Here is a 17,382-nt window from a genome sequence, read left to right on the forward strand (position 1 = left end):
GCATTGTGCCCGACCCGGCCCGGCCCCACCCCGGTTGTCGGTGGTCTCGTCCATGCTGGCGCCATGGAGATGCTCGCGTCACTGGTCACCCTGCTGGTCGGGCTCGCCCTGGGCTGCCTCGTCGGGCTGCTGTGGGCGCGCTCGCGGCCCACCCACGTGCAGGCCGTCGGTCAGGGGATGGTCGACCAGGCCGAGGTGATGCAGGGGCTGGACCGGCTCAGCGACCAGATGCACGACCTCGACCGGCAGCGGGCCGCCTGGCAGGGCCAGTTCCACCAGCACGTCTCCGACCTGCGTCGCGAGACCCACGCCCTGTCCACGGCGCTGCGCAAGCCGCAGGTGCGCGGCCGCTGGGGCGAGCTGCACCTGCGCCGCGCGGTCGAGCTGGCCGGCCTGGTGGACCGGTGCGACTTCAGCGAGCAGGTCCGGCTGGCCGACGGCGCCCTGCGCCCCGACCTCGTCGTCCACCTCGTCGGGCGCCGCCAGGTCGTGGTCGACGCCAAGGTGCCCCTCGACGCCTACCTCGACGCCACCTCCGCCGACGACGAGGACGAGCGCGCGGCCCACCTGGCCCGGCACGTCCGCCAGCTGCGGACCCACGTCGACCAGCTCTCCTCCAAGGCCTACTGGCGCTCGCTGGAGGAGACCCCGGAGTTCGTGGTGCTGTTCGTGCCCGCGGAGTCCTTCCTCGCGGCCGCGCTGGAGACCGACCCCCAGCTGATCGAGTACGCCGCCGCCCGCCAGGTCGTCCTCGCCACCCCCACCACGCTGATCGCGCTGCTGCGCACGGTGGCCCACGGCTGGAGCCACGAGGTGCTGGCCGACCAGGCCCGTGAGATCCACCGGCTCGGCCGCGAGCTGCACGGCCGGCTCGGCAGCCTGAGCGGCCACCTCGACCAGGTCGGCCGGTCCCTGAACGCCGCGGTCGGCCACTACAACCAGGCGATCGGCTCGCTGGAGTCGCGGGTGCTGGTCTCCGCGCGACGGTTCCAGGACCTCGCGGTCACCGACGACGAGCTGCCCGCGCCCCGCCAGGTGGAGTCCACCACCCGCTCGCTGGGGGCGCTGACGGGCGCCGACCTGCCCCGGATCACCGACCACCGCGACCGGCGCGCCGCGAGCGACGGGGAGGACGGCGAGCATACGGTGGCCCTGTGAGGTTGGTTCAGTGAGCCACACGCGCACGCTGTGGGAAGAGGGTCGGGAGCCGGGCCGCCAGGTCGTGGCTCTCGGCGCCGCGGTCGCGCTCACCGCCGTGGTGATCGACATGGCCGTCGTGGGCCGGGTCAGCCTCTTCTTCGACCTCTGCTTCGTCACCCTCTGCGTCGCGCTCGCGCTGACGGTGCGGCCCACCGATTTCTTCACCGTCGGGGTGCTGCCCCCGCTGATCATGGTCGGCGTCTTCACGCTGCTCGGCCTCACCCGCCCGGCCGCCATCGCCGACCGGGGTGACGGCGTGATCCAGGCGGTCGTCTCCGGGCTCTCCCACCACAGCGTCGCGCTGGTCGTGGGCTACCTGCTGTGCCTGGGCTGCCTGGCGATGCGCCAGCGGATGGGTCAGGCCGCGAACCGGTCCGGGTCGCCGGCCCCGCGGCGTACCACCTCGGGGTAGCCCTCGGACCAGTCGACCACCGTGGTCGGCTCCGCCGGGGTCTCCCCCGCCTCGACGACGAGGTCCACCTCGTGGTCGAGCTCCTCCTTGACCTCCCAGCCGATCGTGCGCGGCTCCTCCTCGCCGGGCAGGATCAGCGTGCTGGTCAGCAGCGGCTCCCCCAGCACGCCCAGCAGCTCGTGCACGAACACGTGGTCGGGGATCCGGACCCCGACGGTCTTCTTCTTGGGGTGCATGAGCCGGCGCGGCACCTCACCGGTGGCGGGCAGGATGAACGTGTACGGCCCCGGGGTGGCGGCCTTGATCGCCCGGAACGCGGCGTTCTCGACGTGCACGAACTGGCCGAGCTGCGCGAAGTCGCGGCACATCAGCGTGAAGTGGTGCTTGTCGTCGAGCCCCCGGATCCGCAGGATGCGGTCCCGCCCGTCCCGGTTGCCGAGCGCACAACCCAGCGCGTACCCCGAGTCCGTCGGGTAGGCGATCAACGCGCCGTCCCGCAGCGAGTCCGCCACCTGCTCGAGCAGTCGCGGCTGCGGGTTGACCGGATGGATGTCGACGAAACGGGCCACGGTCGTCGAGTCTAGGTGGTCCCTTCCCCAGGGATAGTCCGGCACGTTTCTGACGCGCCCTGGGATAGTCCGGCACGTTTCTGACGGCCGCCACGTCAGAAACGTGCCGGACTATCCCCTCATCAGAGGCTCTGGGGGCTCTCACAGGAAAGCCGCAGCCTGGGGTCGTACCAAGGGACACATGAGCCTCGACCGCACCGACGAGCCCGACCGCCTCGTCACCTACGTGCTCCCCGTCTACAACGAGGCGGAGAACGTCGCCGCGTTCCACCGGCAGCTGGTGACCGCGACCGAGGAGCGACCCGACCTGCGCTTCGAGTTCGTGTACGTCGACGACGGCAGTCGCGACGACTCGCTGGACCGGCTGCTCGAGCTGCGCCACGCCGACCCGCGGGTGACGGTGCTGGCGCTGTCGCGGAACTTCGGCCACCAGGTGGCGGTGACGGCGGGGCTCGACGCGGCCACGCACGCCGACGCGGTGGTCGTCATGGACACCGACCTGCAGGACCCTCCCCGGGTGAGCATCGAGCTGGTCCGGGTCTGGGAGAAGGGCGTCGACGTCGTCTACGCCCAGCGCCGCACCCGGCGGGACGGGGTCTTCAAGCGCGCCACGGCGTACGTCTTCTACTGGCTGCTCGCCCGGCTCGCCTCCATCGAGATCCCCCGCAACGTCGGCGACTTCCGACTCATGGACCGCCGGGTGGTGGCCGAGGTGGTCCGCTACCGCGAGCACGACCGCTTCCTGCGCGGCATCGTCGCGCACGTCGGGTTCCGCCAGGAGGCCGTGCTCTTCGACCGCGACGCGCGGCACGCCGGCACCACCGGCTACCCCCTGCGCCGGATGCTGGCCTTCGCCACCAGCGGGATCCTGGGCTTCTCCACCCTGCCGCTGCGGCTGATCTCCCGGCTCGGCATCGCGATCTCGGCGGCGAGCGTGCTCGGCGCGGCGTACGTGCTGTGGGTGCGCCTGTTCGTGCCCGAGCAGGCCGTGCCGGGGTGGGCGTTCCTGGCCGTCGGGATGTTCCTGCTCAGCGGGCTGCAGCTGATCATGATGGGGGTGATCGGCGGCTACGTCGGGCGTGTGTACGTCGAGGCGCAGGACCGCCCTCTCTACTCGCTGGCGCTCACCGCCCGCGGCGGGGACGCGCCCTGAGCGGGTCACTCGGCCTGCGACCACCGGGCAGGCAGCTGCGGTTCGCGGCGGTCGGGGTCGTCAACACCGGGATCGACCTCGGCCTGTTCGCGCTGCTGCACGGCGCCTTCGGTGTCGTGCTCGCCAACCTGGTCAGCACGGGCGCCGGCATGGCGTTCAGCTTCGTGGCCAACGGCCGCTTCACCTTCGGCCGCGCCCGGCTGGACGCCGGCCAGGCGTTGCGCTTCGTGGCCACCACCGGGACGGTGCTCTGGGTCCTGCAGCCGCTGCTGATCACCGCGCTGGCCACGACGACGGGCGTGCTCGGCGCGAAGGTGCTCGCGACCGGCGCCTGCGTCGTCGGCAACTACCTACTCTACCGCCACGTGGTGTGGCGGGAGGTCAGGACCGGCCGGCCGCCTTCAGGTCGCGACGCAGCTCCTTGGGGAGCGAGAAGATGAGCGACTCCTCGGCGCTGTGCACGGCCTGGGCGTCCGGGTAGCCACGCTCGGCCAGGAACGCCAGGACCCCCTCCACCAGCTCCTCGGGGACGCTGGCGCCGGAGGTGACGCTCACGGTGCTGACCCCCTCGAGCCAGGCCTCGTCGATCTCCGTGGCGTCGTCGACGCGGTACGCCGACCGCGCGCCGGCCTCGAGGGCGACCTCGACCAGGCGGACCGAGTTGGAGGAGTTGCCGGAGCCCACCACGATCACCAGGTCGGCCTCGCGGGCGATCTCCTTGACCGCGAGCTGACGGTTCTGGGTGGCGTAGCAGATGTCGTCGCTCGGCGGGTCGAGCAGCAGCGGGAAGCGCTCGCGGATCGCGGCCACGGTCTCCAACGTCTCGTCGACGGAGAGGGTCGTCTGGGAGAGCCAGGAGACCCGGGCGGGGTCGCGGACGACGATGTTCGGCACGTCGGCGGGGCCCTGCACCAGCTGGATGTGCTCGGGGGCCTCACCGGCGGTGCCCTCGACCTCCTCGTGGCCCTCGTGCCCGATGAGCAGGATGTCGTAGTCCTCGCTCGCGAACCGCTTCGCCTCGTGGTGGACCTTGGTCACCAGCGGGCAGGTGGCGTCGATGGTCTTCAGCGAGCGCTGCTCGGCCTGGCGGTGCACCTCCGGGGAGACGCCGTGGGCCGAGAACACGACCGTGGCGCCCTCGGGCACCTCGGCGAGCTCCTCGACGAAGATCGCGCCGCGCGACTCGAGGTTCGACACGACGTGCTTGTTGTGGACGATCTGCTTGCGCACGTAGACCGGGGCGCCGTACAGGTCCAGCGCCTTCTCGACGGTCACCACCGCGCGGTCGACACCGGCGCAGTAGCCGCGGGGCGCCGCCAGCAGGACGGCGCGCTCCGCCTCGTCCGGGGACAGGATCGACGGGTTGCCCAGGTCGGTGGTCATGGGCCCGAGTCTACGGATCCGCGCGCGTGGGCTCACGTCGGCGCCGCTCAGCCGTCCCCCGCCAGGAACGCCGCCGCGACTTCGGTGAACCGACCGGGGTCGTCGAGCCACGGGAAGTGACCGGCGCCCGGCTGGACGACCAGCTCGCCGCGGGGGAAGGCCTCGGCCAGTCGGGCCGCCCCCGTGGGCGGGGTGTTGACGTCGTGCTCCCCGGCGAGCACCAGGACCGGGGTCTCCACGAGCCCCGCGAGCGCTGCCCGGGTCGCCTCCGGCCGGAACGCGCCGGCGGAGCCGTAGACCGCGGCGGCGGCGTCGTTGCGCTGACGGTCCCCCGCGGCGTGGTGCGCCCGGGCGGCGGCGTCCCAGCGCCCGTAGAGGAACGGGGCGATGGCCGCCCAGTCGTCGGCCTCGGCGTTGCCGGACGTGACCCGCTCCAGGGCCGCGAAGGCAGCCGGGAACCACGGCTCGCGTCCGCGCTGCCGGGCCACCGCGCGCCGGTCGCTGCCGGGCACGTCGATCCCGGTCGCTGCGAGACCCGGCGCGACCAGGAGCAGCCGGCGCAGCCGGTCCGGGTGCCGCGCGGCGTGGAGGACGACGAGGTTCGCTCCCGCGGAGTGCGCCAGGAGGTCGAGGCGCTCCAGCCCGAGGTGCGTGCGCAGCGCCTCGACGTCGTCGACGAGCCGGTCGCAGCGGCAGCTCGTCGGGTCCTCGGGAGCCGCGGACCGGCCGGTGCCGCGCAGGTCCAGCAGGACGAGACGGTGGCGCGTCGCCAGACCCCCCAGGTCCCCCAGATAGGCAGAGTCCTGCATCGGTCCCCCGGGCAGACAGACCACGGGCTCGCCGGAACCGACGGCGCGGTAGCCGAGCCGGGTGCCGTCGGCGGCGGTGAAGGCGTGCTCCACGACGTCGGGAGAGGTCGACATCTACGCCTCCCGCTGCTCGTAGGAGACCAGCACGAGACCGTCGTCGGCGCTGAGGAGACGGCCGCCGGCGGCGGCCATCCGCTCGGCGGTGCGCGCGAGCTCGTCGTACGCCGCGGCCGCCTGGAGCAGGCTCTCCGCTCCGTCCGCGGCGTGCCGGAACGTCAGCGCCTCGCAGGTGCGGACCAGCGCCCCGTCCCGGACCGCGTGCACCCGCAGGCCGCTCCCGTCGGCGACCAGGTCGAGGTTCGGCCCGACCCGTGCGGCGGCCACGCCCCACGACCGTTGTCGCAGCCCGGTCGGCGTCACCTGCCGCACCATCTCCGCGAGGTCGGCCGCGGGTACGACGGGGCCGCTGACCTGCTCCAGCGACCGGCCTGTCCAGGTGAGCACCGGCGTCCGGGACGCCGTACCCGTGTCCAGCACGGCGAGCCCCGGCGCCGGTGGCTCGTCGACCACGCGGACCCGCCACGGGCCCCGTCGCAGGACGGGCCCGGACGCGGTCGGCGCGGGCCCGACCGCCCCGCGACCGCGCTCGCGCCGGGACGCCCGCGCCGCGACCAGCTCGCCGCCCCGCATCGGCTCGGCCAGCCACCAGCCGGCACGGTGCGCCTCGGTCAGCTCGGCCGCCAGCTCGGTCAGCGCGTCGACGACGTCGGTCAGGCTGACGACGTGATCCAGCTGCCAGCGGTGCTGGGTGACGTGGCGGGATCCCGGCCACGGGGACCGCGGCCGCGGGCCGGGGTCGGGGTGCGGTGTCGTAGTCATGGGGCGAACCTCCCGCCGCAGGACCACCACCGGCGGCGGGTGAGCGACAGCTGCTGTCGCGCCGGCGCCGCGCCGACGATCCTCCACGGAGTCAGGGCCGGCGGGGTTCCCCGGGATCGGGGTCCGGCGTCGGCGGCCGAGAGTCTTGCACACGACGACCCGGGACGTCGCTCACTTTTCGCCGGTCCGGCGATCGGCGGTCGAGCCGTTCGAGCCCCGTCGGCGCCACCCTCTAAGGTCGCGCCATGGCCCTGGAGACCTCTGCGCAGTCGCCGGCGCCCGTCCGGCAGATCGCGAACGCGATCGCCGGCTGGGTGGACCGGCTCGGTGCGGTGTGGGTGGAGGGCCAGATCGCCCAGGTCAGCCGCCGGCCGGGGATGAACACCGTGTTCATGACCCTGCGCGACGCGGTGGCCGACATCTCGGTCCCGGTGACCTGCACCCGCACGCTGTTCGACGGGCTGAACCCACCCCTGGTCGAGGGCGCGAGCGTGGTGCTCCACGCCAAGCCGTCCTACTACGCCAACCGTGGCACCCTCTCCCTCTTCGCGCGCGAGATCCGGATGGTCGGCCTCGGCGAGCTGCTCGCCCGCCTCGAGCGCCGCCGTCAGCTGTTGGCCGCCGAGGGTCTCTTCGCTGCCGAGCTGAAGCGTCGGCTGCCGTTCCTGCCGGGCAAGGTCGGCCTGGTGACGGCCCCCAACTCCGCGGCCGAGCGCGACGTCCTCGAGAACGCCCGACGCCGCTGGCCTGCGGTCGACTTCGAGGTGGCGTACGCCGCGATGCAGGGTCCGCGCGCCGCCACCGAGGTGATGGAGGCGCTGGACCGCCTGGACCGGGCGGCCGACGTGGAGGTCATCGTGATCGCGCGCGGCGGCGGCTCCGTGGAGGACCTCCTGCCCTTCTCCGACGAGGCGCTGATCCGCGCCGTGCACCGGGCCCGGACCCCCGTCGTGTCCGCGATCGGCCACGAGCCGGACTCACCGTTGCTCGACCTGGTCGCCGACGTCCGCGCCTCCACGCCGACCGACGCCGCCAAGATGGTGGTGCCCGACGTCGCCGAGGAGCTGCGGCTGGTCGCGACGGCGCGCGACCGGATGCGCTCCTCGCTGGGCGGCTGGCTGGCCCGCGAGCAGGCCGGTCTCGACGCCCTCCGCTCACGACCCGCGCTCGCTGACCCGCGCAGCCTGCTGGACGCCCGCTCCGACGAGGTCGTCGCGCTGCGGGAGCGCGCCCGGCGCACCCTGGGCCACGCGCTCGACCGGGCCGCCGACGACATCGACCACCGTCGCGCCCGCGCCCGCGCCCTCTCCCCGCTCGCCACCCTGCAGCGCGGGTACGCCGTGCTCCAGGACGCCGACGGCCACGTCGTGACCTCGGTCGAGGGTGTCGCTGCGGGGGCCGAGGTCAGCGTGCGCGTCGCCGACGGACGCATCCACGCCACCACGACCACCGTCGAGCCGGATCCGCTGACCACCTCCGAGGAGCACGATGACTGACGACCTGGCCGCCGAGAAGCCCTCCTACGAGGCCGCCCGCGAGGAGCTGGTCGAGGTGGTGCGCCGGCTCGAGCAGGGCGGCACCACCCTGGAGGAGTCACTGGCGCTCTGGGAGCGTGGCGAGAAGCTCGCGCGGGTCTGCCAGGACTGGCTCGACGGCGCCCGCAAGCGCCTGGACGCCGCGATCGAGTCCGACGACTGACCGCCTCGTGCGGGTGGGAGTGCGCCCTGGCGCACCTTGACCCGCACGACTCGTCAGCGGACCGGGTCGCTGGTGAGGTCCTCGGCGATCAGGCGCAGGTCGTCGGTCGGGGCCGATCCGTAGACGAGCACCCACTGGCGGCCCACTTGGGTGGCGAACGCGTGGTCTCCCCCGGAGTCGGAGAAGGTGCGCCACTCCCGGCCCACGCTGCCCGACAGGGTGACCGGGTCACCCTCGTCGGTCTCCTCGTCGACGTACTCCGCGAGCATGTCGTCGAGCGAGCTGTCCTCCTGGCGCACGCCCACGAACCTGCCCTGGTCGGTGAGCATCCCGATGCCCCACGACGGCCGCTCGCCGGGCGTGAGGTGCACCGAGTCGGCGATCCAGCCGTCCGGCAACGACGGCGGGTAGACCACGTCGAAGCCGCCCTGCTGGGCGCCCTGCGCGGCCGAGAGGTAGTCGACCGCCTCGGGCTTGATCTCGGGGGTGTCCCGGTTGATCGCCCGGAACGCCACGAACGCACCGATCGCGAGCAGGGTCACCAGCAACGCACCGATCAGGCCGTTCGTGGAGCGCTGGTAGCGCCCCGGGGTGCCCTGACCACCCGGGGCCGGGCGGGACGGACCCTGCTGTCCGGCGGGCTCACCGGCGGGCTGACCCGCGGGCTGGGACTCGGGCTGGGACTCGGGCTGGGCTCCGGACGGGGGCACCTCACTCACGGGTCCATCCTCACAGGTGCCGTAGATTCTCCGCGTGCCACCCCTGGTCGACGCCGTCCCCGTGCTGGCACTCCTCAGCCTCCTCGTCACCGCCTATGTGCACCCCTCCGGGCGCACCGAGCTGCTGATCGGCCTCGCCGCCGCGGCGGCCACGCTGGCCACCGGCATCGTCTCCGCCGACGAGGCCGAGGCGGCGCTGCGCAACCTCGCTCCCGTCGTGGCGTTCCTGGCCACGATCCTGGTGGTGGCCGATGTCTGCGCCCGGGCCGGGCTGTTCACCGCCGCCGCCGGGATCGTGCGCGACGCCAGCCGGGGCCGACCGGAGCGGCTGCTCGGCGGGGTGTTCCTGCTGGCGGCGGCGGTCACGGCCGTGCTGAGCCTCGACGCCACGGTGGTCCTGCTCACCCCGGTCGTCATCGGCGGCGCCGTCGCGATGGGCACCTCGTCGCGGCCGGGCGCCTACGCCTGCCTGCGGATGGCGAACTCCGCCTCGCTGCTGCTGCCCGTCTCCAACCTGACCAACCTGCTGGCGATGCCCCACCTCGACCTCACGTTCGGCGGCTTCGCGGTGGTGATGGCCCCGGTGCTGGCCGTCGTCCTCGTGGTGGAGTACGCCGTGCTGCGGCTGATGTTCCGCGGCGACCTCGGCGAGCGCGGGGACCCCGGCGAGGACTTCCACGCCCCGACCGTGCCGCGGGTGCCTGTGATCGCCGTCGTGGTGATGCTGGCCGGGTTCGCCGCGCTGTCCCCCTTCGGTGTCGAACCGTGCTGGGTCTCCGGCGCGGTCGCGGTCGTGCTGGTGGCCTGGGCCCGGCGCGAGGGGTTCCTGACCGTCCGGCAGGCGGTGCACGCCGCGCACCCCTCGTTCGCGGTCTTCGTGCTGTCGCTGGGTGTCGTCGTCGCCGCGATCTCGGTGGGCTTCCTCGGCGACGCGGTCGCGGACCTGCTGCCCGACGGCACGTCGTACCCCGCCCTGCTCCTGATCGCGGTGGTCGCCACCGTGCTCGCCAACCTGCTCACCAACCTGTCCGCGACCCTGCTCGTGGTGCCGCTGCTGGCGCCGCTCGGCACGCCCGCGGTCCTCGCCGCCCTGCTCGGGCTCAACATCGGCTCGGGGCTGAGCTACACGGGTTCGCTGGCCAACCTGCTGTGGCGCCGCAGCCTGGTCCGCCACGGCGACCCGCCGAACATGCGGGACTTCCATCGGGTCTCCCTGGTGGCCACCCCGCTGGCGCTCGTCGCCGCCGTGACCGCCCTGGCGCTGGTCACCTGACGCATCTGCGGCTGCTCACCGGCATTTCAGCCGCAGGTGCGGCATACTCGCACCGTGACCACCTACCGAGTTGCGGAGGCAGCCGAACTGCTGGGCGTGAGCGACGACACGGTGCGCCGCTGGGTCGACGCGGGACGGGTGCCCAGCACCACCACCGACGGCCGCACCACCATCGCCGGCGCCGACCTGGCCGCGCTGGCCGAGTCGCTGGCCGACCACCCCGACCGCGAGGCCACCCGCGCGTCCGCGGTCAGCGCCCGCAACCGGCTCAGCGGCATCGTCACCCGGGTCGTCAAGGACACCGTCATGGCCCAGGTCGAGATGATCTGCGGCCCCTACCGGCTGGTCTCCCTGATGAGCTCGGAGGCGGCCGACGAGCTCGGCCTCGAGCCCGGCGTACGCGCCATCGCCTCCGTGAAGTCCACCAACGTCGTCGTCGAGCGACCGCCGAGATGAGAGCGCCCGTGAAGAAGACCCTGGCCGGCCTGTCCCTGCTCGTCCTCACCCTCCCCCTCGCCGCGTGCGGCGACGACGGGGGCGGCGGGGACGCAGCGGGCGGAGGTGGCGGCGGCACGTCGCTCACGGTGTACGCCGCGGCCTCGCTGACCGCGACGTTCCAGCAGGTCGCCGACGAGTTCGAGAAGCAGCACGACGGCGTCGACGTGAAGCTCAGCTTCGGCGGCTCCTCCGACCTGGTCACCCAGATCCAGGAGGGTGCGCCCGTCGACGTCTTCGCGTCCGCGGACACCGCCACCATGGACAAGCTCGTCGCCGACGACCTGGCCGACGGCGATCCGCAGGACTTCGCCACCAACGTCCTCGAGATCGCCGTCCCCCCGGGAAACCCGGCGCATGTCAAGGACCTGCAGGACCTGGCGAGGTCGGGCGTCAACCTCGTCACCTGCGCCCCCGAGGTGCCCTGCGGCGCGGCCGCGCAGTCGGTCGCCGACAAGGCGGGGGTCACCCTGGACCCGGTCAGCGAGGAGCAGTCGGTCACCGACGTGCTCGCCAAGGTGACGTCGGGCGAGGCCGACGCCGGCCTGGTCTACGTCACCGACGTGAAGGCGGCCGGCGACGACGTCGAGGGCATCCCCTTCCCGGAGTCCAGGTCGGTCGTGAACGTCTACCCGATCGTCCCGGTCGCGGACGCCGCCGAGCCCGACCTGGCCGGCGAGTTCGTCGACCTGGTGCTCAGCGACACGGGCCAGAAGATCCTCCAGGACGCCGGCTTCGGGCAGCCTTAGCCGGTGACCAGCCAGCGACCCGTCGGCGTCCCGAGGTGGCTCTGGGTCCCCGCGACCCTCGGCGGCGCCCTCGTGCTCCTCCCCCTTGTCGGGATGGTCAGCCGCGTCGACTGGGCGAGCTTCGTCGACCTCGTCACCTCCGACTCGGCCCTGACCGCGCTCTGGCTCAGCATCCGCACCTCGACGGCGGCCACGGTGCTCTGCCTGCTCCTCGGCGCCCCGATGGCGGTCGTGCTCGCGCGCACCCGGTTCCCGGGCCAGGGGGTGCTGCGCTCGCTGGTCCTGCTCCCGCTGGTGCTCCCGCCCGTGGTGGGTGGCATCGCGCTCCTCTACACCTTCGGCAGGCGCGGGCTGCTGGGTTCGCAGCTCGACGCCCTCGGCGTGCAGATCGCCTTCTCCACCACCGCCGTGGTGCTGGCCCAGACGTTCGTCTCGCTGCCCTTCCTCGTCGTGAGCCTCGAGGGGGCGCTGCGCAGCTCCGGCGAGCGCTACGAGGTCGTGGCCGCTTCCCTGGGCGCGACCCCGACCACGGTGTTCCGGCGGGTCACGCTCCCGCTGGTGCTGCCCGGCCTGGTCTCGGGCGCGGTGCTGGCCTTCGCCCGCTCGCTGGGCGAGTTCGGCGCCACCATCACGTTCGCCGGCAACCTCGAGGGCACCACCCAGACCCTGCCCCTCTACATCTACAACCTGCGGGTGACCGACCCCGACGCGGCCGTGGCCATGTCGCTGGTCCTGGTGGTCGTCGCGGTCGTCGTGATCGCCCTCGCCCGGCCGGGCCGGAGCGCCACGTGACCCTGCACCTGAGCGCGGTCGTCGAGGAGCGCGGCCTCGACGTGACCCTCGACGTCGCCGACGGCGAGACGGTCGCCGTGCTCGGCCCCAACGGCGCCGGCAAGTCGACCACGCTGGACGTGCTCGCCGGGCTGCTGCGCCCCGACCGCGGACGCGTCGTGCTCGACGGCCGGGTCCTCACCGGCGACGGGGCGTGGGTCGCACCGCACGACCGGCACATCGCGACGCTCGCCCAGGACCCCCTCCTCTTCCCGCACCTGAGCGTCCTGGACAACGTGGCGTTCGGCCCCCGCAGCGCGGGGCTCCCCCGGCGTACGGCGCGCGACGCCGCCGCGCGCTGGCTCGACGAGGTGGGGGTGGGCGAGCTGCGCGACCGGCGTCCGGCACAGCTGTCCGGCGGCCAGGCCCAGCGGGTCGCGATCGCCCGGGCACTCGCGGCCGAGCCGCGGCTGCTGCTGCTCGACGAGCCGATGGCGGCCCTCGACGTCGCCGTGCAGCCCGCCCTGCGCCAGACGCTGCGGCGGGTGCTCGACGGGCGCAGCGTCGTCCTGGTCACCCACGACGTGCTGGACGCGCTGCTGCTCGCCGACCGGGTCGTGGTCGTCGAGGACGGGCGGATCGTCGAGGAGGGCCCGAGCGCCACCGTGCTCACCCGGCCCCGGAGCGCCTTCGCGGCCCGAATCGCAGGGTTGAACATGGTCGCCGGCGCCTGGCACGACGGGGTCGTCCGCGGCGCGGACGGGACCGAGGTCGCCGGCCTGGCCACCGAGCCGCTGCCGACGGCCGGTGACTCCGCGGTCGCGGTGTTCCGGCCGAGCGCGGTCTCGGTCTTCCGCGAGCCCCCGGGCGGCAGTCCGCGCACCAGCATCGGGGTGACGGTCACGGAGCTGGAGCCCCACGGCGACCAGGTGCGGGTCCGCGCCGGCAACCTGGCGGCCGAGATCACCGTCCACGCCGCCGCGGAGCTGGACCTCGCACCCGGGTCCCGCGTCGTGTTCAACGTCAAGGCGAGCGAGGTCTCCGTCTACCGGACCTGAGCGGATCGGGCCGCCGCAGGCCCGGCAAGGGTGGTCGGGGAGGGTGGTCAGGAAAGGTGAAGTCTGGCCGTCGGGAGACGAAACGGCCGTTCGGACCTACGCACGCGCCCCGGGTTGACGGTTACCATCCCGCCATGACCCCGCTGAGCGTCGCCCCCGAGTCACCCGACCGCAACCTCGCCCTGGAGCTGGTGCGGGTCACCGAGGCGGCGGCCATGGCCGCCGGCCGCTGGGTGGGCCGCGGCGACAAGAACGGCGCGGACGGCGTCGCCGTCAACGCCATGCGGGTGATGATCTCCACCATCGGCATGCGCGGCACCGTCGTGATCGGCGAGGGCGAGAAGGACAACGCCCCGATGCTGTTCAACGGCGAGGAGGTCGGCGACGGCACCGGCCCCGAGTGCGACGTCGCGGTCGACCCGATCGACGGCACCACCCTGACCGCCAAGGGCATGACCAACGCGGTGTCGGTGCTGGCCGTCGCCCCGCGCGGCTCGATGTACGACCCCTCCGCGGTCTTCTACATGGAGAAGCTCGTGACCGGCCCCGAGGCCGCCGACGTGGTCGACATCCGCTACCCCGTCGCCGAGAACATCCACCAGGTCGCCAAGGCCAAGGGCTCGCGACCCGAGGACGTCACCGTGGTCCTGCTGGACCGGCCGCGCCACGCCGGGCTGGTCGACGAGATCCGGGCGACCGGCGCGATGATCAAGTTCATCACCGACGGCGACGTGGCCGGCGCGATCATGGCCGCCCGCCCCGAGACCGGCATCGACCTGCTGCTGGGCATCGGCGGCACCCCCGAGGGGATCATCACCGCCTGCGCGATGAAGAGCCTCGGCGGCGTCATCCAGGGCCGGCTGTGGCCCCAGGACGACGAGGAGCGCCAGAAGGCGATCGACGCCGGGCACGACCTCGACCCGGACAAGGTCCTGCACACCGACGACCTGGTGACCGGCGACGACTGCTTCTTCGTGGCCACCGGTATCACCGACGGCGAGCTGCTGCGCGGCGTCCGCTACCGCGCCGGCGGCGCGACCACGCACTCGCTGGTGATGCGCTCGCGCAGCGGGACGATCCGGTCGATCACCTCCGAGCACAAGCTGCAGAAGCTACGCGCTTTCTCCGCGATCGACTTCGAGGGCTGAGGCCTCCGCGCCGCGGTGCAGCGCGGCGAGGACGTGGTCGATGACCCGCGGGTCGAAGGCCATGCCGAGGTGGGAGGCGGTGACCTCGATCGGCACGGCGAGCGGGTCCACGCACGCGCGCCAGTCGACGATGCCGTCGCGCTGCGAGTAGATCGCGGTGAACGACACCCCCGCGGGCACCGGCTCCCGGCTCTCCTCGAAGCTCTCCCGGGCACAGGCGCCGGCCACGCACTCCCGGGCCATGAGCCCCGGCACACCGGCACGGCTGAGCCGCACCAGCATCTCGACGCTGGCGGTCAGCGAGACGTGGTGGGCCCCCGGGGCGAGCATCGGGCTGCCCATGGTGACGATGCCGGACACCAGGTCGGGGCGGCGTACGGCGAGGCCGCGGGCGAGCATGCCGCCGAGGCTGTGCCCGACGATCTGCACGCGCGAGCCGCGGTGCTGCGCGATCACCTCCAGCCGGGCCTCGAGCTGGCGGGCCGCCCGCAGCGTGCAGCCGACGTTGGCGTGCATGTTCGAGCGGTAGGTGCGCAAGCCCTGGGCCCGCAGGCTGCGCGCCATCAGGGCGAGCGTCCCGTCGCCGGCGAGGAAGCCGGGGACCAGCACGACCGGGTCGGCGAGCCGGACCGAGGCCCGCGAGGCGTACGGCGTGTCGCGGCGCGCGCGCCGGTCCACCAGGGTGCGCGCGGCGTACCGGCCGGCCTCCGAGAGCACGCTGCCCTCGCGCAGGACCGCCCCGACCCGCGGGCGCTCGAAGCCCTCAGGCCTCAGGAAGGACGCGAGTGTCGAGCCGGTCACTCCTCGACGGTACGGCCAAAGGTCCCGAATGTCGCGCATCGTTGCCCAAAATTGATCGAGACTGGGGAGGGGCAGGAGGCGGCCCGTGGGGGCGGTGGGGTTCACTGGGGGCATGTCCTCGTGCTCGTCCCGGATGCCCGACGTCGCCGTCTCCGGAGAGCTGTTCGCCCCGGTCTCGCCCGGGATCGAGCTGTGCTACCAGACCTTCGGCGACCCCGACGCCGAGCCGCTGCTGCTCGTGATGGGGCTCGGCGGCCCGATGAACTGGTGGGACCCCGAGCTGTGCCGGATGCTCGCCGCGAGCGGCTTCTACGTGATCCGCTACGACAACCGGGACACCGGCCGCTCGAGCCGTGCCGTCGGCCGGGTCAAGCGGTCCATGCTGGTCCGCGCCTTCGCGGGCGGCCGGGTGCGGGCGCCGTACACCATGGGCGACCTGGCCCGGGACGCCTTCGGGCTGCTCGACCACCTCGGCATCGAGTCCGCGCACGTCGTGGGGGTGTCGATGGGTGGCATGATCGTGCAGACCATGGCGATCAGCCAGCCGGCCCGGGTGCGCTCGATGACCAGCATCATGTCGACGACCGGCAAGCGGACCGTCGGCTGGCAGCACCCCTCCCTGCTCGGTCCGATGCTCGCCTCGCGGCGCGCCGGACGCGAGGCGTACGTCCGGTCGAGCGCCACCATGTGGCGGATGATCGGCTCGCCCGCCTACCCGCAGACCCGCGAGCAGGTGGAGGAGCGGGCCGGTGAGACGTTCGACCGGGGCGTGAGCACCTCCGGCGTGATGCGCCAGATGCTGGCCGTGCTGACGCAGCACGACCGCGGCGCCCGGCTGCGCGGCGTACGCGTCCCGACCCTGGTGATCCACGGCCTCGCCGACAAGATGGTGCACGTGTCGGGCGGTCGGGCCACGGCCGCGGCCGTCCCGGGCGCGGAGCTGCTGCTGATCGACGGGATGGGCCACGACCTGCCCCCGGACCTCTTCGAGACCTTCGTGGCCGCGATCCGGCGTACGGCCGAGCGGAGCAGCGGCGGCTGAGGAACGAGCCCCCCGCGTGGGCTCCGCCAGGTTGAGCGAGCGACCCGGCCGAGGAACGAGGCCGGGCGAGCCAGTCGAAACCCGGTGAGCTCCGCAGGGCGGCGACCACGAGAGTCACCGCCCTGCGGACGACTCAGTCGCTCAGGCGCTCACCGGTGTCGGTGTCGAACACGTGGACGTGGCGCGGGTCGGTGGTCACGTGGAGCGTGTCGCCCTTGCGCACCGTGTCGCGGGCGCTGATCCGGACGATGATGTTGTTCGGGGTGCCCTCGACGCCGCTGGTGCCGTAGACGAACGCGTCGGCGCCGAGCTCCTCGACCACGGTGACCCGGACGGGCAGGCCGCCCTCGTTCTCGGAGACCACGCGCCACGCCTCCGGACGCACACCGACGGTGATGCGGCCGCGCATCTTCTTCTCGGCCGTCGGGTCGACGGGGACGAGGTACTCACCGATCTTGGCCTGCCCGTCGGCCGCGGTCGCCTCGAGGAGGTTCATCTGCGGGGAGCCGATGAAGCCGGCGACGAAGAGGTTGACCGGCTTGTCGTAGAGGTTCAGCGGGGTGTCGACCTGCTGGAGCACGCCGAGCTTCATCACCGCGACCCGGTCGCCCATCGTCATGGCCTCGACCTGGTCGTGGGTGACGTAGACGGTGGTGACGCCGAGGTCGGCCTGCAACTTGGCGATGTCGGTGCGGGTCTGCACGCGCATCTTCGCGTCGAGGTTCGACAGCGGCTCGTCCATGCAGAAGACCTGCGGGTTGCGCACGATCGCACGACCCATCGCGACGCGCTGGCGCTGGCCACCGGAGAGGGCCTTGGGCTTGCGCTCGAGGTACTCCTCGAGGCCCAGGATCCGCGCCGCCTCGGCGACCCGCTTCTGCCGCTCGTCGGCGGGGACCTTGGCCATCTTGAGCGCGAACGCCATGTTGTCGGCGACGCTCATGTGCGGGTAGAGCGCGTAGTTCTGGAAGACCATCGCGATGTCGCGGTCCTTCGGCGGGGTGTGGGTGACCTCGCGGTCGCCGATGAAGATCTTCCCCGAGTTCACCTCCTCCAGGCCCGCCAGCATCCGCAGCGAGGTGGACTTGCCGCACCCGGACGGGCCGACGAGGACCATGAACTCCCCGTCGTGGATCTCGAGGTCGAGGCCCGGCACGGCGGGGCTGTCGGCCCCGGGGTACCAGCGTTGGGCCTTCTCGAAGGTGACTGTTGCCATGACTGAA

The 17,382-nt window shown here is 73.3% G+C and carries 20 protein-coding genes; 13 read left to right on the forward strand and 7 right to left on the reverse strand.

Annotation, left to right across the window (positions count from 1 at the left end):
- Nucleotides 1-63: 63 nt before the first annotated feature.
- Both ACZ43H_RS14435 and ACZ43H_RS14440 read left to right on the forward strand, forming a co-directional pair.
- Nucleotides 64-1,158 carry a DNA recombination protein RmuC gene (locus tag ACZ43H_RS14435; RefSeq protein ID WP_464583891.1) on the forward strand — a complete coding sequence of 365 codons (1,095 nt, stop codon included), beginning with the start codon at nt 64-66 and terminating at the stop codon, nt 1,156-1,158.
- Nucleotides 1,159-1,168: 10 nt separating this feature from the next.
- The gene (locus tag ACZ43H_RS14440; protein WP_464583893.1) at nt 1,169-1,612 is read left to right on the forward strand and encodes a DUF6542 domain-containing protein; all 444 of its coding nucleotides are present in this window, start codon (nt 1,169-1,171) and stop codon (nt 1,610-1,612) included.
- Here the strand turns inward: ACZ43H_RS14440 and ACZ43H_RS14445 are convergent.
- Complete coding sequence (locus ACZ43H_RS14445) at nt 1,558-2,181, reverse strand: L-threonylcarbamoyladenylate synthase (RefSeq protein ID WP_464583894.1); 624 nt, start codon at nt 2,179-2,181, stop codon at nt 1,558-1,560. The genes ACZ43H_RS14440 and ACZ43H_RS14445 overlap by 55 nt on opposite strands.
- A 181-nt stretch (nt 2,182-2,362) precedes the next feature.
- Between ACZ43H_RS14445 and ACZ43H_RS14450 the strand changes: the two genes are divergently transcribed.
- Both ACZ43H_RS14450 and ACZ43H_RS14455 read left to right on the forward strand, forming a co-directional pair.
- On the forward strand, nt 2,363-3,334 hold the full coding sequence (locus ACZ43H_RS14450; RefSeq protein ID WP_464583896.1) for a glycosyltransferase family 2 protein: 972 nt from the start codon (nt 2,363-2,365) through the stop codon (nt 3,332-3,334).
- 95 nt (nt 3,335-3,429) lie between these two features.
- A complete protein-coding gene (locus tag ACZ43H_RS14455) occupies nt 3,430-3,774 on the forward strand; it encodes a GtrA family protein (protein WP_464590830.1) in 345 nt (114 codons plus the stop codon).
- Here ACZ43H_RS14455 and ACZ43H_RS14460 read toward each other — a convergent pair.
- The 3 genes from ACZ43H_RS14460 to ACZ43H_RS14470 are packed head-to-tail and all read right to left on the reverse strand — an operon-like array spanning nt 3,716 to nt 6,405.
- Nucleotides 3,716-4,717 carry a 4-hydroxy-3-methylbut-2-enyl diphosphate reductase gene (locus tag ACZ43H_RS14460; protein WP_464583898.1) on the reverse strand — a complete coding sequence of 334 codons (1,002 nt, stop codon included), beginning with the start codon at nt 4,715-4,717 and terminating at the stop codon, nt 3,716-3,718. The genes ACZ43H_RS14455 and ACZ43H_RS14460 overlap by 59 nt on opposite strands.
- A 47-nt stretch (nt 4,718-4,764) precedes the next feature.
- Nucleotides 4,765-5,640 (reverse strand): alpha/beta fold hydrolase, encoded by an 876-nt coding sequence (locus tag ACZ43H_RS14465; RefSeq protein WP_464583900.1) that lies wholly within the window; start codon nt 5,638-5,640, stop codon nt 4,765-4,767.
- On the reverse strand, nt 5,641-6,405 hold the full coding sequence (locus tag ACZ43H_RS14470) for a hypothetical protein (RefSeq protein WP_464583902.1): 765 nt from the start codon (nt 6,403-6,405) through the stop codon (nt 5,641-5,643).
- 245 nt (nt 6,406-6,650) lie between these two features.
- On the opposite strand from ACZ43H_RS14470, the gene xseA reads away from it, so the two are divergent.
- Nucleotides 6,651-7,901, forward strand: coding sequence for an exodeoxyribonuclease VII large subunit (gene xseA / locus ACZ43H_RS14475; protein ID WP_464583904.1), 1,251 nt, complete (start codon nt 6,651-6,653; stop codon nt 7,899-7,901).
- Nucleotides 7,894-8,103, forward strand: coding sequence for an exodeoxyribonuclease VII small subunit (locus ACZ43H_RS14480; protein WP_464583906.1), 210 nt, complete (start codon nt 7,894-7,896; stop codon nt 8,101-8,103). The genes xseA and ACZ43H_RS14480 overlap by 8 nt, the downstream gene beginning before the upstream one ends.
- A gap of 53 nt (nt 8,104-8,156) precedes the next feature.
- Here the strand turns inward: ACZ43H_RS14480 and ACZ43H_RS14485 are convergent, their stop codons facing one another.
- Nucleotides 8,157-8,822, reverse strand: coding sequence for a DUF4245 domain-containing protein (locus tag ACZ43H_RS14485; RefSeq protein ID WP_464583908.1), 666 nt, complete (start codon nt 8,820-8,822; stop codon nt 8,157-8,159).
- 34 nt (nt 8,823-8,856) lie between these two features.
- Here ACZ43H_RS14485 and ACZ43H_RS14490 point away from each other — a divergent pair, with 34 nt between their 5' ends.
- The 6 genes from ACZ43H_RS14490 (at nt 8,857) to glpX (ending at nt 14,316) form a co-directional block, all read left to right on the forward strand.
- Complete coding sequence (locus ACZ43H_RS14490; protein WP_464583910.1) at nt 8,857-10,095, forward strand: SLC13 family permease; 1,239 nt, start codon at nt 8,857-8,859, stop codon at nt 10,093-10,095.
- Between the two features lie 54 nt (nt 10,096-10,149).
- Nucleotides 10,150-10,551: a TOBE domain-containing protein gene (locus tag ACZ43H_RS14495; RefSeq protein WP_464583911.1), complete on the forward strand. Its 402-nt coding sequence runs from the start codon at nt 10,150-10,152 to the stop codon at nt 10,549-10,551.
- 8 nt (nt 10,552-10,559) lie between these two features.
- A complete protein-coding gene (modA, locus tag ACZ43H_RS14500; RefSeq protein ID WP_464583913.1) occupies nt 10,560-11,339 on the forward strand; it encodes a molybdate ABC transporter substrate-binding protein in 780 nt (259 codons plus the stop codon).
- Nucleotides 11,340-11,342: 3 nt separating this feature from the next.
- Nucleotides 11,343-12,131, forward strand: a complete 789-nt coding sequence (locus tag ACZ43H_RS14505) for an ABC transporter permease (RefSeq protein ID WP_464583915.1) — start codon at nt 11,343-11,345, stop codon at nt 12,129-12,131.
- Entirely contained in the window at nt 12,128-13,168 is a 1,041-nt protein-coding gene (locus ACZ43H_RS14510) for a sulfate/molybdate ABC transporter ATP-binding protein (RefSeq protein ID WP_464583917.1), read from the forward strand. Before ACZ43H_RS14505 ends, ACZ43H_RS14510 begins: the two co-directional genes overlap by 4 nt.
- A 134-nt stretch (nt 13,169-13,302) precedes the next feature.
- Nucleotides 13,303-14,316 carry a class II fructose-bisphosphatase gene (gene glpX / locus ACZ43H_RS14515; protein ID WP_379177469.1) on the forward strand — a complete coding sequence of 338 codons (1,014 nt, stop codon included), beginning with the start codon at nt 13,303-13,305 and terminating at the stop codon, nt 14,314-14,316.
- On the opposite strand, the gene ACZ43H_RS14520 is transcribed toward glpX, so the two are convergent.
- Entirely contained in the window at nt 14,281-15,117 is an 837-nt protein-coding gene (locus ACZ43H_RS14520; protein WP_464583919.1) for an esterase/lipase family protein, read from the reverse strand. The genes glpX and ACZ43H_RS14520 overlap by 36 nt on opposite strands.
- Nucleotides 15,118-15,229: 112 nt before the next feature.
- Between ACZ43H_RS14520 and ACZ43H_RS14525 the strand changes: the two genes are divergently transcribed.
- On the forward strand, nt 15,230-16,159 hold the full coding sequence (locus ACZ43H_RS14525) for an alpha/beta fold hydrolase (protein WP_464583921.1): 930 nt from the start codon (nt 15,230-15,232) through the stop codon (nt 16,157-16,159).
- A gap of 133 nt (nt 16,160-16,292) precedes the next feature.
- Here the strand turns inward: ACZ43H_RS14525 and ACZ43H_RS14530 are convergent, their stop codons facing one another.
- The gene (locus tag ACZ43H_RS14530; RefSeq protein WP_464583923.1) at nt 16,293-17,375 is read right to left on the reverse strand and encodes an ABC transporter ATP-binding protein; all 1,083 of its coding nucleotides are present in this window, start codon (nt 17,373-17,375) and stop codon (nt 16,293-16,295) included.
- Nucleotides 17,376-17,382: the final 7 nt, after the last annotated feature.

This window comes from Nocardioides sp. DN36 (genome assembly GCF_055380375.1).

Coding starts and splice junctions, on each gene's coding strand:
- ACZ43H_RS14480 (WP_464583906.1), top strand. CDS start 7,894: ATGACTGACGACCTGGCCGCCGAGAAGCCCTCCTACGAGGCCGCCCGC.
- ACZ43H_RS14465 (WP_464583900.1), bottom strand. CDS start 5,640: ATGTCGACCTCTCCCGACGTCGTGGAGCACGCCTTCACCGCCGCCGAC.
- ACZ43H_RS14435 (WP_464583891.1), top strand. CDS start 64: ATGGAGATGCTCGCGTCACTGGTCACCCTGCTGGTCGGGCTCGCCCTG.
- ACZ43H_RS14470 (WP_464583902.1), bottom strand. CDS start 6,405: ATGACTACGACACCGCACCCCGACCCCGGCCCGCGGCCGCGGTCCCCG.
- glpX (WP_379177469.1), top strand. CDS start 13,303: ATGACCCCGCTGAGCGTCGCCCCCGAGTCACCCGACCGCAACCTCGCC.
- xseA (WP_464583904.1), top strand. CDS start 6,651: ATGGCCCTGGAGACCTCTGCGCAGTCGCCGGCGCCCGTCCGGCAGATC.
- ACZ43H_RS14525 (WP_464583921.1), top strand. CDS start 15,230: ATGTCCTCGTGCTCGTCCCGGATGCCCGACGTCGCCGTCTCCGGAGAG.
- ACZ43H_RS14530 (WP_464583923.1), bottom strand. CDS start 17,375: ATGGCAACAGTCACCTTCGAGAAGGCCCAACGCTGGTACCCCGGGGCC.
- ACZ43H_RS14450 (WP_464583896.1), top strand. CDS start 2,363: ATGAGCCTCGACCGCACCGACGAGCCCGACCGCCTCGTCACCTACGTG.
- ACZ43H_RS14460 (WP_464583898.1), bottom strand. CDS start 4,717: ATGACCACCGACCTGGGCAACCCGTCGATCCTGTCCCCGGACGAGGCG.